The 15,422-nt window shown below is 32.5% G+C and carries 10 protein-coding genes; 6 read left to right on the forward strand and 4 right to left on the reverse strand.

What is annotated here, in order from left to right; genetic code table 11:
• Position 1 precedes the first annotated feature (1 nt).
• The 4 genes from A8B35_RS10565 (at position 2) to A8B35_RS10580 (ending at position 6,300) form a co-directional block, all read left to right on the forward strand.
• Positions 2-976 (forward strand): MraY family glycosyltransferase, encoded by a 975-nt coding sequence (locus A8B35_RS10565; protein ID WP_083634412.1) that lies wholly within the window; start codon positions 2-4, stop codon positions 974-976.
• Positions 977-1,118: 142 nt separating this feature from the next.
• Positions 1,119-3,023 carry a polysaccharide biosynthesis protein gene (locus A8B35_RS10570; RefSeq protein ID WP_068472687.1) on the forward strand — a complete coding sequence of 635 codons (1,905 nt, stop codon included), beginning with the start codon at positions 1,119-1,121 and terminating at the stop codon, positions 3,021-3,023.
• A 135-nt stretch (positions 3,024-3,158) separates the two neighbouring features.
• Positions 3,159-3,935 (forward strand): polysaccharide biosynthesis/export family protein, encoded by a 777-nt coding sequence (locus A8B35_RS10575; RefSeq protein ID WP_068472692.1) that lies wholly within the window; start codon positions 3,159-3,161, stop codon positions 3,933-3,935.
• Between the two features lie 16 nt (positions 3,936-3,951).
• Positions 3,952-6,300 (forward strand): GumC family protein, encoded by a 2,349-nt coding sequence (locus tag A8B35_RS10580; protein ID WP_068472694.1) that lies wholly within the window; start codon positions 3,952-3,954, stop codon positions 6,298-6,300.
• 73 nt (positions 6,301-6,373) lie between these two features.
• On the opposite strand, the gene A8B35_RS10585 is transcribed toward A8B35_RS10580, so the two are convergent.
• The 4 genes from A8B35_RS10585 to A8B35_RS10600 all read right to left on the reverse strand — a co-directional run bounded on the left by A8B35_RS10585 (position 6,374) and on the right by A8B35_RS10600 (position 11,709).
• On the reverse strand, positions 6,374-8,839 hold the full coding sequence (locus A8B35_RS10585; protein WP_068472696.1) for a TonB-dependent receptor plug domain-containing protein: 2,466 nt from the start codon (positions 8,837-8,839) through the stop codon (positions 6,374-6,376).
• Positions 8,840-8,852: 13 nt separating this feature from the next.
• On the reverse strand, positions 8,853-9,356 hold the full coding sequence (locus A8B35_RS10590; RefSeq protein WP_075602903.1) for a YfiR family protein: 504 nt from the start codon (positions 9,354-9,356) through the stop codon (positions 8,853-8,855).
• Positions 9,357-9,631: 275 nt separating this feature from the next.
• Positions 9,632-10,954 (reverse strand): tRNA (N6-isopentenyl adenosine(37)-C2)-methylthiotransferase MiaB, encoded by a 1,323-nt coding sequence (gene miaB / locus A8B35_RS10595; RefSeq protein WP_068472700.1) that lies wholly within the window; start codon positions 10,952-10,954, stop codon positions 9,632-9,634.
• 95 nt (positions 10,955-11,049) lie between these two features.
• Complete coding sequence (locus A8B35_RS10600) at positions 11,050-11,709, reverse strand: ferredoxin--NADP reductase (RefSeq protein ID WP_068472701.1); 660 nt, start codon at positions 11,707-11,709, stop codon at positions 11,050-11,052.
• A 201-nt stretch (positions 11,710-11,910) separates the two neighbouring features.
• Between A8B35_RS10600 and ppk1 the strand changes: the two genes are divergently transcribed.
• Complete coding sequence (ppk1, locus tag A8B35_RS10605) at positions 11,911-13,959, forward strand: polyphosphate kinase 1 (protein ID WP_068472703.1); 2,049 nt, start codon at positions 11,911-11,913, stop codon at positions 13,957-13,959.
• Positions 13,960-14,061: 102 nt separating this feature from the next.
• On the forward strand, positions 14,062-15,093 hold the full coding sequence (tdh, locus tag A8B35_RS10610; protein ID WP_245820785.1) for an L-threonine 3-dehydrogenase: 1,032 nt from the start codon (positions 14,062-14,064) through the stop codon (positions 15,091-15,093).
• Positions 15,094-15,422 lie beyond the last annotated feature (329 nt).

The following is a 15,422-nucleotide window of genomic DNA, read 5'->3' on the forward strand; positions in this document are numbered from 1 at the left end:
TATGAGTAATAATGTGATTGTATTGGTGGGGATAGTGCTTTTTATGGTATTTTTTCTCCTTATTAATCTATATTTTAAATTAGCTGTAAAATTCAATATAATTGATGCTCCTAACCTTCGCTCTTCGCACAGAGAATTAACAATTAGAGGAGGTGCAATTATATTTCCAATCAGCATACTCTTATATGAAATTTTATTTCATTTTCCAGATTTACACTTTTTAATAGGCTTATTACTTCTTTCAGTAGTCTGTTTTTGGGATGATATGAAGGATATATCTACACAGGTAAGGTTTTTATCTCAAATAGTGGCAGTTGTCTTATTATTAATGTCTTTAGGTGTTGAGAATATTTGGTTTCTAGTTGCCATTTTTCCAATAATTATAGGTTTTATTAACGGATATAATTTTATGGATGGTATAAATGGTATAACTGGTTTATATTCAGTCGTTATACTGGTGTCTTTGTTTTTGGTTAATATTGAAGTAGTATTATTTGTTAAAAATGAATTTTTCTTATTTTTATTTATACCACTTATAGTATTCTTATTTTATAATTTCCGTAAGAAGGCAAAATGCTTTGCAGGTGATATTGGTTCTATAACAATAGCATTCACTCTTTCATTTCTTTTTCTTCTGCTTATAAAGCAAACCGAGAAGTTTATTTACTTGTTATTCGTTTCTGTATATGGTATCGATATTTTAGCAACAATTATTGAGCGTTTATGGTTAAAACAAAATATTTTTAAACCGCATAGGATGCACTTATATCAGTTATTTGCTAACGAAGGGAAATGGTCTCATCTAAAAGTCGCTACAATTTACTCTACTATTCAGTTATTAATTAATTTTATTGTAATATCATTAGTTAATTTCTCATCTGATGTACAATTATTAGCAGCAATCTTAATAGTTGTACCTCTTTTAATATCTTACATTTCATTAAAGCAGAAGTATAAAAGCCTTGTGCTGTCTTAATTCAGTAATTACCTTTTTTTTAGTTTACTATAAACAGAGCTTTAACTATTTTAATATATTATTCATCATAAATTATCGTATCGCGCTTAAAAAAAGATGAAATTTGGTTGAGTTGATTAAATAATTTAAACTCTTAAACTTAATGAAATCTTTTTTACTGAATATATTTAATGGTAGAATAGTATCACCCTGGTGGATATTATTGATTGATTTAGGTATTACGATTAATGCTTTTGTAATTGCCTTTGCTCTTAGGTTGGGTACTCGTTTAGATAAAGTTCCTGTATCAGATTTATTTTTAATAGCTGCTTGGGTAGTTTTAATTTACCTTATTTCATTTTTCATTTTTCGCTCTTATAAAGGAGTAATTCGACACAGTAGTTACAATGAACTAAAAATACTTGTAATATCCTGTTTTACTTCATTTGTGTTTTTAAGTGTTGTGAATATTATTATTAAAGGGTTTGACTTAAATTGGATTCGAGTTCCTAATCTTATTTTGGTTTTTCACTTCTTATTAACGGCAATATTAACTTTTATTTTTAGAGTTATCGTAAAAGAAACCTATTCACTATTAACTAAAAAACGAAAGTCAAAAAATATATACATATATGGTGCTGGAGTAATGGGGCAAATTACTTTAGAAGCTATAAGAAGTGATAAAGACAATCAGTATAATATTGTTGGATTTATTGATGACGACCCTTCGAAAAAGGGAGTATTGCTACAATCGATACCAGTAGTAAGTTGGGAAAAAGCATTAAAATCTGCAGCAATTAAGGATATTGAAGAAATCATATTAGCAATTAATAATATTGATGTTGAGCGTAAATATGCTATTACCGATGAATGTTTAAGACGTAATTGGAAATTGAAAGTAATGCCCTCTGTTGGAAATTGGGTTAATGGAATTTCTAATAATAGACAAATCAGGGATATTAGAATTGAGGATATTTTGGGTCGTGAGGAAATAAAATTGAATCAACTTAAGATCATGGATGGCCTAGAAGGAAAGATTGTTATGGTTACTGGAGCAGCAGGTTCTATTGGATCTGAAATAGTTCGACAACTATTAAAATTCCCTGTTAAAAAAATCTTATTGATTGATGTTGCAGAATCTCCTTTGTACGATTTAGAGCAAGAATTATTATTAAGCCACTACGATATTCCTTTCGAAACAATATTAGTTAGTATAACTAATGTGAAAAGGATGGAAGAGGTCTTTTTGCAATATCAGCCAAATATTATATTTAATGCAGCTGCCTATAAGCACGTACCGTTATTGGAAAAGTTTCCGTATGAAGCAATTCGTGTAAATATAGGAGGAACTCGTAACCTGGCAACTCTAGCTGTAAAGTATGGAGTAGAAAAGTTTGTTATGGTTTCAACGGACAAAGCTGTTAATCCGACAAATGTTATGGGGGCGTCTAAAAGAATTTGTGAGATATTTATCCAATCTCTTTCGCAAAAAAAAGGTATAAAAACTTCCTTTATTACAACAAGATTTGGCAATGTATTAGGTTCAAATGGGTCTGTAGTGCCTTTATTCAAGAAACAGATTGATAGAGGAGGACCAGTTACTGTTACCGATCCTAATATCACTCGTTATTTTATGACGATACCAGAAGCGTGTCAGCTTGTTTTAGAAGCTGGTTTTATGGGTAAGGGTGGTGAAATTTTTGTATTTGATATGGGAGAGCCAGTCAAAATAAAAGATTTAGCTGAAGAAATGATTCGCTTAGCAGGTTTAAAAGTAGGGGAAGATATCGAAATTAAATATACAGGTTTAAGACCTGGAGAGAAACTTACAGAGGAGTTATTAGCATCAAAAGAAAATACTCTACCAACTCATCACGATAAGATTATGATAGGACAAGTCAGAGATCATGATTTTAAGATTGTGAGTGAAAATATAACTAATTTGGTTTCTCAACTGTCAGATGAAACCACTGAAAAGCTCGTATTAAGAATGAAGGAATTGGTTCCTGAATTCATTTCAAATAATAGTATTTATTCAGAATTAGATAAAAAAGAGATTTTTATCTAAGAATTCCTGATCTTTTATGTCACATATACAATTTTCTTAGTATTTTGATTAAGTGATAGTTTGTATCGATTAAATAATTAGGAAGTCCAGTATATTTGTTAGCATTAATTAGACCGCATAAACTATAATGTCACTATGAATAAATCCATATTAGGTGTAACTCTTTTTGTTCTATTATTTACTACAGGATGCGTTTCTTTAAAGAAATCGATTTACTTACAAGGACATATTACTAAGGAATTAGATGAAGTAGATCAATACTACAAGCCAGATAAGTCAGACTATCTGATTAAGCCTAATGATAATTTGTACATCAGAATTAACTCTTTAGACGAACGTACCTCTGCTTTTTTGAATAACGATGGTGGAAGTGCTACTGCAAATATTTCAAGTCCAATGTCAGCTAGTTTGCAAGGTTACCGTGTACAACTAGATGGCTCTATACAATTTCCATTTGTTGGTAAGATACATGTAAGTGGTTTAAGTTTGGATGAAGTTAGAGAGAAAATACAATTAGCTGTATCAAAATACGTTGAGGAGTGTAGCGTAAACGTTAAACTACTTAATGATAATATTACTATTCTGGGTGAAGTTAAGTCTCCTGGGCGATTTCTTCTTTATGCGGAAGAAGTTAATATACTTGAAGCAATTAGTATGGCAGGTGATATGACTGATTTTGCAAATAAAGAAAAAATAAGGCTAATCCGAAAGGAAGGAGATGTGCAACAAATGTTAGAAATTAACACCTTAGATGAGCGTATTATTTATTCTCCATATTATTATTTAAAGCCTGGCGATATAATATACGTTGAGCCACGCAAATTAAAATCTATGGCCTTGTCAAATATACCATTAGGATTAAGTTTGACCTTTTTAAATACAGCATTATTATTGTTTGCGCTATTTAACTAAAATAACCATTTAGTATATGAATCAGGATTTTGATGATTACACTTCAGACGCTAACTCTGAAAGTACTCTTAATGTAGGAAAACTTTTAAAACGAGCACTAAGATTTTGGTACATAGTTCTTATATGTCTTCTTTTAGGAAGTGCATATGGGATTTATAGTTACAAAACTACCATGCCCATATATAAAGTTAGTTCTTTAATGCTAATTAATAATGGCGAAGGTAATATGAATTCCTTGCTTGGGACTAGTGAAAATGGTTTACCTGGTATAAGTCTGGGAGCATATAGTAATATAAATAACCTTATTGTATTTTTAACATCAAGTAGTCATGTTGAAAAAGTGATTAGAAAACTTGATTTTTCTGTTACGTATTTTCAAAAAGGTATGTTTCTAGAACAAGAAATATACGATAAAACCCCATTTATTGTAGTACAGGATACTACCGAAAATGGTTTTATTGGAGGGAGTTTTGATATTATATTTACATCAAAGGATAAGTTTTTAATTAATAGAACAGGTAAAAAAACAATATATGAAGGCAAGTTATTTGAGAAAATGGCAATACGTTCTAATAAGTTTACAGTCCTTCCCAATGAAAAAGTAAAAAACATTGAGTACACCAATAATCCTTATCGTTTTGAATTTAATCCGGTAAAAACTCTTGTGAATCGTTACATGAGAAAAATTGCGATATCATTATACCGTAAAAAGTCTTCGGTATATGAGATCTCAACAACAGAAAATAATACTAATAAAGCAAAGGATTTTATTAATGAGGTTTCTAATAGTGCTATTCAGTATAACTTAGACAAGAAGAATCATATTGCAAATAATACAATTTCATTTATTGATAAACAACTGTCGGGTGTATCCGACTCATTAAGTTCTGCTGAAAAGATATTGGAAGAATTTAGATCTAGTAATGAGGTAATGGATGTATCCATGCAGGGGCAGATGATTATTAAGCAATCTCAAGATCTTGAAATACAAAAGGCTGCATTGATGGCTCAGCTTGATTATTATAAGTATTTAAGTAATTATATCGAGAATAATAGTAATGTTTCAGATTTAATGGCACCTTCCTCTAGTGGAGTTAACGACCCTGTTCTGCAACAATTAATAAGTGAGTTATCTGTAAAGCATGCTGAAAAGTCTAGTTTACAATTTAATTCAAGAGAAGATAATCCAACTATATCAAGAATAAACCGCCAGATAGCAACTATAAAGTCATCTATTCTCGAGAGTACTAAAAGTATCATTTCTACCACTAATTTAACCATTGAAGATCTCAATAAGCGATTAATGAGTTTAAGTAGACAAATTAAACAACTGCCAAAAACAGAACAAGTCTTACTTGGTATTGAGCGTAAGTTTAATTTTAATGATGAGATGTATAAGTACCTGTTACAGAGAAGATCTGAAGCGCAGTTGGCTAAGGCTTCAAACATGGCAGATAATGAAATAATAGAATCAGCTACAACTAAATCCAGAATCAGCCCCAATAAAAATAAGGTAATTATTTTTGTAATTGTTATAGGTTTATTCTTACCATTAGTACTTATATTTTTAATATTATTGGCAAATAAAAAGATACTAGATAAGGAGGATGTTCAAGGAATACTAGGCAATCCCTTCATTGGAACAATGCCTTATACTAAATGCAAAAGTGATGAAATCCCATTTTTGTTAAGTCCTAAATCAATATTCTCTGAATCAGTGCGTTCTATTAGAACAAGTTTACAGTTTTTCAAAGGGAAAAGTAAAGCAAAAACCATTCTATTAACATCATCTATTTCAGGTGAAGGTAAAACATTTTGTGCCGTTAATATTGCTAGTAGTTATGCATTAATGGGTAATAAAACTGTATTAATTGGCTTCGACCTTAGAAAGCCTAGATTAGATACTTATTTTATTAAGGATAAAAAGAAGTCTGCAAAGTATGGATTGAGTAGTTTTTTATCTGGTGATGATCAATTCATGGATAGTAATTTTATCATACCATCAGATGTAGAATTGTTAGATTATATACCAAGTGGCAAAATACCACCCAATCCTTCCGAGTTAATAGCGAGTGAAAGAACTGGTCTTTTATTTCGGGAATTAAATGAATTATATGATGTTATAATTATTGATACTCCTCCTATTGGTTTAGTTACAGATGCAATGTTATTAGAAGGATTTGCTGATACAAAGATATTAGTTGTACGCCAAGGTTATACTCCAAAGTTGGTGTTAAACTCATTAGTTAAAGAAAATAAGCTAGATAACTTTAATAAGTTATCCGTCTTACTAAATGGGGTTCCTATAAAGAAAACGGGTTACTCATATCAATATGGTGGATCCTATTATGTAGATAAAAAATAGACTATCATTGTTTAAAATAAAACAGGCAGTTGGATAACTTTCAACTGCCTGTTTTATTTTAAGTATATTTATTTTAGAACTTGAAATGAACACCAGCTAGAATCATCATAGGAGTTTCATCCATAAACGCGAACTCTTGTGAGGTATTACCCAATAAGTTCTTTCCATTAACGTAAACGGTTAATGATTTAGTAGCCTTATAAGACACCTTAGTATTAAAGATCAGTTTACTACTTAATGGAACATCGTAGTATTGATTTTCGAATGTTTGATCACCATAGTAGTATCCTTGCGGATAGATTTCTATTTTCTCAGTTGGACGATATATGATAGAGAATCCACCAAAATATGAAGGAGTGGCCTTATGCGTATAATTGTTTTTTAGGATATCTGGTAAAGTTGATGATGACCCTTTTACCACATCAGGTATATCGCCTGGAGCAATGGCGCCAGTAGCTAATTGGTAGCCTAAATCAGTTAATGCTTGTGTTGTTGCATCAGTAGCAAAATGAAGTATCATTTCATCACGACTATTCTGTAAATAATTATCTAGAGTAGTTTTTTGAACAGTTAGATTACCCTTCAATACTAGTTTTTTAGATACTACCCAATCTATACTAATTGTTGCCCCAAGTTGTTTTGAAATTAAATCTAATGCGCTATGTTTAAGGTTTACAGAGTCAGGAACAGAAATTGGAGCAGTTTGTCCACTTGGGTCTGTGAGTACTTCTAAAGCATTATATATATTCACATCAGTGTAGTTAGGCATTAGCGCTCCGAAGCCTGATGTTCTAGTATAAAAAGCTTCTAGGTCAATTAAGATACTTTTACTTGGTCTTACTCTATAACCGAGCTCAATCATATCCATTGTTTTTAATTCAGGATTCTCATCACCATCAAATTGCATAACTCTTGGGTATGGTCTGTTTTTTAGATTCCATGTATAATTAGAGTAGGTATTTACGATAAATGAGGATTGATTTGCACGGGAATATACAGCTCTTATAATATTGTTGTCGTTAATTTTGTAAGATCCAATAAATTGCCACGAAGCGTAAATGTCGTCAGGATGATTGTACTTTTCTGCACGAAGTGCTGCAACTAATCTAAGTTTCTCAGTTGGATTGTAATCAAAACGAGCACTAGCTGCCATAATATTTATGGTACTCTTTTTATTTAAATATCCATTGCCAATCTCTGCAATGTGTTCACTATCATCATACGAAATGTTTTGATAGCTTAATCCCGGTCTAATACTTAGCTTGTTCAACTTAAAGTTATATTCTGCCAAAGCAGAAAATTGCGTATTGTCGAGTTCAAAACCTTCTTCCCCAGCAAGGTAGTTAATAGTTCCACCATTGTAGTTGGCTTGAAAGGAGAAATCTTTAATATCAGCTCTTAAATCAACATATTGAGTTTCTGCAATTTTGGTTGAGTATGGACTTGGGATATCACCCATAGATGAAGTTAATGATTCGGAATTTTGGTAACCCGCCATAAGGTTTATTGAAGCATTCTCAGTTGGGGTAAATTCAAGGTATCCATTTAAACCCATTCGTTCCTTTGATTGCCCCGGATTAGGAAATGAGGTGTTGATATCATAAGTCTGATCACCTACCATAAAAGGCTCCCAAATTTGGTAAGGACCATTGTACATTCGGCCAATCTCATCAACAGAATAGTATCCTGAACCAACCTTATTGCCATCTAATGTGAATAGAGGGTTTCCATCTTCATCCTCGCCGTTGTAAATGAGTAATTCTTCGCGTTCTCGGTCCCTCACTTCATAGTTTCCTGTAATCCCAAAACCAAGTTTATTATTAACTTTTTTTCTAAAGGCGATATCTCCTATGTACGTATTCAAACTACCAGCTTGGATATTTCCGGAAACTAATGCGCTTTCATTGGTGATATTTTGCGTTATTATATTGATAACACCTGATAATGCATTGGGACCGTATAAAGCACTAGAAGGTCCTCGAACAACTTCTATTTTATCAATGTCTTCAAAACTAATTGGTAGGGTTTCCCATAAAGTACCACCATGTGAATAGTTAAATACTGGGCGACCATTAATCATCACCAATGTATTCATATTCTCAGAGTATACTAACATGTTTTTAGCAGGTAAATTGTCATTACCTCTAATGTGAACATCATAGTTACCATTAGTTTTTTCTCTGACAATCATTCCTGGTACAAGCCTTAAAGCTTCTTCTAATGAAGTTGCACCTGAGGCTATAATTTCATCATGGCTTAATACAGTTGAGGAAAGTGGAGAGTCAAAAAGGTTTTCATTAGACTTTGAGGCTGATGTTACATTTTTATTTAATAATAATTCGTATAATTCTTCAATGCTCGATGCACCAACTATGTCCATTAAGTGCATAATTTCATCTAATTCATAATTTGCAAGCTCATCAATTGACATTTCAAGAACATCATTTTTACTTACAGTGTTGATATCTCTTTTCTGGGCAAAAGACGATATTGTAATCGTAATGAATGCGATTACAAAAAAGTGTTTTTTTAATAACATATGATAGGTGTGTTTATTGTACTTCGATACCTAAACTGATTAGTTTAGGACTAACTTTTAAATTGTTTGAATTGATGTTGTTTTTACTAATTTCAAATTTCATTTTGCCATCCACTAAAGCGTAGTTAATATGTGCGCCTTTATTGCACATTTTTGCTTTGTCTGTTACAATTAATGTTGGCTCATTTAGTAGCGATTTCGTAATTTCATCAATACTATTGGATTTTGAAGTGGGAATGTAAAGGATGTTTGCGCCTTTTGCTTCATCTGGAGAGCCAACTTTTTTTATAATAATAGTTTTGGCATTAATTTTTCTAGATGAAGCTAATTTCTTTAATTCATCTTCAACATCATCAGAACCATAAATTCCAATAATAAAATCTTTTTGATTTGAGGATTGTGGCCATTCAATGTACTTTGCAAAATTGAATAAAAACAAAGCTTTAAACATGGATTGTTGACCAGTAGCGGATAATGACATAATCGCCATTATCAAAACAAGAATTTTCTTTTTCATTTACTAATAGTGTTGAAATCTTAGATATTATCTGCATAGGTTAATTTAGTTGCAGCTATATAAGATTATTGTTTAATGTAGTTATGTATTGAACAACGTATTCGGATATGATGCTGAAAGGTTACGCTATTTTAAAGGTTTTATGTTGTGATATGATTAACGTAGCTATGGTAGTGGTTAAAGGCTTTAGATGCTAGATAAGTAGGGCTAAATAAAAAAGTGCCTATCAGAAATATTATCTAATAGGCACTTGAAATAGTATTTTAATAACGTAGTTATACTAACTCTCCTTCTAAAGAAAATTTGGCAGCATTTGTTATTTTTAAGTTTATTATCTGACCAATTAAATCTTGGTTATCCGATTCAAAACGAATGACTAGTTTACCTTCTGTATGTCCTGATAAATAGCCAGCTTTGCGATCTTTTTCTCTAACTAGAACCTTTAATGTTTTACCAACCTGAGATTTATTATATGCATAAGTGTTTTCTGATAAGTCGTCACTTAATAAAGCAAAACGTCTTTTCTTTTCTTCAAGAGGGACGGTATCTTCCCATCTGTAAGAAGCTGCACCTGGTCGTGGTGAATACATTGCAATGTAAGCCATGTTGTATTTAAACTCATGCATTGCTTTACGTGTATTTTCAAACTGCTCTTCAGTTTCATCAGTAAAACCAACAATAATATCGGTAAATACGGTTGCTTGTGGTAAAATACGTCTAAGCTCAGTCATGCTTTCTCGGTATCGCTCAAGTGAATGCTTTCTATTCATCTTAATTAATACTTTCTCATCACCACTTTGAATTGGGAAGTGAATTTGTTTACCTAAACAGTCATACTTCGCCATAATATGAAATATGTCCGTAGTCATATCCATTGGATGTGGAGATGTAAAGTATACCCAAAACTCACTGTCAACTTCTTCTCCAATTTGGCCTACTTTTTCAAGTAGCTCAGGAAATAAAATTTCATCACCTTTTTTATCTAAACCATAAGAGTTAACATTTTGCCCCAAAAGTGTTATTGTTTTATAACCTTCTTGTGCTAATCTTTTTACTTCAGATAATATTTCTTCTGATGATCGAGAGATTTCTCTACCTCTGGTATATGGAACCGCGCAATACGTACAAAATTTGTTGCATCCATTTTGAATTGGAATAAATGCTTCAAATTTTGAATTGTATTTTGGCTTTACATTCCAAAACATTTTTATTTCTTCACTATCAGTTTCTGGAACAACTGACAGAGATAAAGGATTTGTAATGCCATACTCACCAAGCATTTTTGGTAACTGTGGTAATTCGGGCATCCCAAAAACAATATCAAATAGTTTTAAGAATTTTTCTTTATCAGCCGGTAATATACACCCCGAAATAAATGTGATTAAACTCTTCTTGTTTTTCCACCTATTCCATTTCGATATTTTTGAGTAAACTTTATCAATTGCCTTTTGACGGACAGAACAAGCTAAAATCCCAATAATATTTGCATCCTCTTCCTTTTCAACACGCGTGCAACCTGCCGCTTCTAATACTGACGCCACGCGCTCTGAGTCGCTCATATTCATTTGGCATCCTAATGTCAGTAAAAAATATTTCACTTTAACTATTTGTTTATGTTCAGAGATAAAAAGTAATCTCTAATGCTTAGTTTATTAATCCTTCCCTATTGCAATTATCATACCCTAACAACAGATTAAAAATAAACCTCTGCATGTATCTGCTCATTTGCTATTCCCTTGTTTTCAAGAATATCGTACGCATCATGTATCATATTGCAATTTCCGCACAAATATACTTCAGTTTCTTTATCTAGCTCTATTTCTTGTAAATAATTTGTAAGTCTACCGGCATAGTCGCCCGATTTATCTCTAGAAGAACAAAGTACATACTTCTCTTTTTCGTACTCACTTCTTTCGTATCCTTCAGCCGCGCTTCTTACTCCGTGTATGATTTTATAATCCAAGTCAGGGTTTGATTTTACCATGCTATGAAATGGCGAAAGGCCTGTTCCGCTTGCAATAAAAAGATATTTGGTCTCATCCTTTTTCTTTTCGTTTAGGCCAAAATAGCCTACAGGTTCTTCTACAACAACATTGTCGCCTGCTTTAAGCTTTTTTAATACAGGAGTAACCAATCCGTTTTCAACCTCTTTTACTAAAATCTCAATAAACGGAGCATCAACAGCACTGTAAATTGAATATTCACGCGTATGTATTCCGTTAGGAGGTCCAACACAAACATGTTGCCCGGCTGAAAATTCTAAATCATTCTTTTCAAAGCGTATAATAAAAGCTGTATCGGTTAAGTGTCTTATTTCTAATATTTCATGATAGTTTAGTCTTTGTCTGCTCATTATCTAATAGTTTTATTCCAATTTTAAATCAGACAATAAAGTCTGTTAATATTCCACTTTTAAACCCTTAGACTACTAAAATGTTCAACAATTTTGCTGCTTTAGCAATCTACTTGTGAGTTTATTCATTAAATTTATATTTTTATAAGTCCATTTATGATTTGCTAATCATGTCACCCTATATAAATTTGATGTCATACAATGTTAGAAAATAGCTTTAGAAGTAAGGAAATTAGCTGGTTATCTTTTAATAATAGAGTTTTGCAAGAGGCGGCTAGAGATAATGTTCCTTTAGTTGAGAGAATAAAGTTTTTAGGAATATACTCGAATAACATGGATGAGTTTTTTCGAGTTCGTGTTGCAATTTTAAAGCGCTTAAGTCAACTTGATAAAAATTCGGTTTTTGAAGGAGGATCCCCCAAGGAAATTTTAAAGCAAATACACGATATTGTTTTATTGCAATCGATTAAATTTTCGATGGCTTATGATAAAATTCTCAGTGATCTTGCAGAGAATAATATTTACTTGATTAACGAAAATGATTTATCCCCTGATCAGGGCGAATTTGTAAAACGCTACTTCCAACGTAAGGTTCGGGGTCATTTAATGCCAATTATTTTATCGAAAAAACGCCAATTACACGATTTGGCAGATGACGGAATTTACTTGGCAATTTACTTAAAGGATACCGAGAATGATAAAATGAACTATGCTTTAATTGAAATTCCACCAAGTATAGATCGTTTTGTTTTGTTGCCATCAACAGATGGTAAAAAGTATGTTATGTTATTAGATGACGTAATAAGATACGAGCTTAAAGATATTTTTTACATGTTTAAGTTTGACGAAATAAAGGCATATACTTTTAAATTAACTCGCGATGCGGAGTTGGATATTAACGACGATATATCAGAGAGTTATGTGAAAAAGATATCAAAGAGTCTTGAGCGACGTAAGGAAGCAATACCGGTTCGATTTGTTCATGATAAAGAAATGCCTGAGGAATTACTCAATATTTTATTGAAGAAACTGAATTTTAAATCAGGCGATGCAGTAATCCGTGGTGGGAGATACCATAATTTTAAAGATTTTATTGGTTTTCCTAAGTTTGGTAGTAGCACAGGTATGAGCTACCCAAAATTACCAGGGATACCCCATAAGGATATTAAGCCATCACAATCTTTCTTTAATATAATTACGAAGAAGGATTTACTATTACATTTTCCGTATCACTCATTCGAAAATTTTATTGATTATCTGCGCGAAGCTTCAATAGACCCAACGGTTAGTGCTATAAAAATTACGATTTATAGAGTTGCAAAACAGTCGGCTGTGATGAATTCGCTCATTAATGCTGCTCGTAACGGAAAGAAGGTTACTGCCGTAATGGAGCTTCAAGCTAGATTTGATGAGAAGGCAAATATTGCATGGGCCAACCGACTAGAAAATGCAGGGGTAAGAGTTATTTTTGGTGTTCCAGGGCTTAAAGTTCACGCAAAATTATGTATTGTAACAAGAAAAGAAAGAGGACGTTTTTCTGACTATGCCTGTATTGGAACTGGTAATTTTAATGAAGATTCTGCAACCATATTTGCCGATCATTTATTATTTACAAAGCATATTGGTATAACCACCGAAATTAATTCAATATTCGATTTCTTTCACAAGAATTACAACATACCAGAATTTAAACATTTATTAGTTGCTCCATTTTGTTTAAGAAATACAGTGGAGACTTATATCGAGAAAGAAATTGCAAACGCCGCAGAAGGTAAGAAAGCACGTATTGATATAAAACTTAATAATTTGGTTGATTACAATTTAATTCAATTGATATATCGTGCCAAATCATCAGGAGTAGAGGTGCGATTAAACATACGTGGTATGAACTCTCTTTATTCAGATTTTAAAGATGAAGCCGGGCCAATAGAATCCATAGGTATTATTGATCGCTTTCTTGAGCATTCAAGGATATTTGTATTTCATAATAATGGCGATGAAAAATTCTTTATTTCTTCAGCTGATTTAATGACTCGAAATTTAGACAGAAGAATTGAGGTTGCTTGTCCTATTTACGATAAACGCTTACAAAAGGAGATACGTTTAATGCTTAACTATCAATTAAAAGATAATTGTTCGGCACGTATATTAGATAACAAGTTAGTGAATGAGTTAAGGCCAAGGGCAGAAGGTGAACCTGAGTTTAGATCTCAATTAGAATTTTATAATTGGCTTCAAGATCAAAAGTGATGAGATTATTCATATATAGATACTCATGCAATTGAGTTTTATCATAAATCATGAATGTAACAATGTACAATTTTGCACTAGTTAAAAATTAAGCAAAGGACGATGGGTAAAATGAAAGCTCTTGTAAAGGCAAAACCAGAAAAGGGAATCTGGATGCAAGAAGTAGAATTGCCAAAAGTTGGAGTAAATGATGTTTTGATTAAGGTTGCTAAAACAGCTATTTGCGGAACGGATTTACATATATATTTATGGGACGATTGGGCCAAAAGAACCATTAATACACCAATGGTTGTAGGCCATGAGTATGTTGGCTATGTGGCCGAAGTGGGTTCTGAAGTTAAGGAGTTTAAAGAGGGAGATAGGGTTACAGGAGAAGGACATATTGCCTGCGGACATTGCAGAAACTGTAGAAGAGGAAGACAGCATATTTGCGAAAATACAATAGGTATTGGTGTTAATATCGATGGTTCGTTTGCTGAGTATGTAAAAGTTCCGGCCACTAATGTAATGAAAGTTCACCCTAAAATTTCCGATGAAGTTGCTTCAATCATGGATCCGTTCGGAAATGCAACACATACAACGTTGAGTTTTCCAATAATTGGGGAAGATGTTTTGGTAACAGGTTCTGGTTTAATAGGAAGCATGTGTGTTGCTATTGCAAAGTTTGCAGGAGCAAGATATGTTGTGGCTACAGAAACGAATGAATATAGAGCTAAACTGGCAAAACAGATGGGCGCAACGCGAGTTGTAAATCCGTTAAAAGAGAATTTGCAAGATGTTGTAGCTGAAATGGATCTGAAAGGCTTTGATATTGGTTTAGAATGTTCAGGTAACCCACATGCTTTTAGCTCAATGATTGAGCATATGTATAATTCAGGCAAAATATCAATGCTGGGGATATTACCAGAGACCACTACGGTTGATTGGAATAAAATTATTTTTAAGGGCTTAACCTTAAAGGGTATTTATGGACGCGAAATGTATGAAACTTGGTACCATATGGAACAAATGCTTCTATCAGGTATCAACCTAGAACCTATGATTACACATAGATTTGGTGTTGATGATTTCCAAAAAGGTTTTGATATTATGGAGACGGCAAATAGTGGTAAAGTAATATTGAATTGGGATTAGTTTTATAATACGAACACTCATATTTCAAAGTTCTCAAGCTTGTTGCGAGAATTCTGAAAATAAGTTATAAACAAAAAGCAGTAAGTTTTAGGTTGGCCAAGATTACTGCTTTTTTTGTATCTCTGATTTTATGGAAAATATCTACTTGCTTACCGAAATCAAAAAACAGCCTATATAGCCTTCGGAAAATCCGAAAGCTCGAATGCATTTTAAATAAAGATTTCGGGAAACCCGCCGGACCTATTTAAATTTAAATTCACCTTTTGGAAATCCCGACAAGCTGTTTTTAATTTTATAACGGTTTTCGGAAAGTCCGATACGCCTATTTA

The sequence above is a fragment of the Saccharicrinis aurantiacus genome, from assembly GCF_001660705.2.
Taxonomy (GTDB): Bacteria; Bacteroidota; Bacteroidia; order Bacteroidales; family Marinilabiliaceae; genus Saccharicrinis; species Saccharicrinis aurantiacus.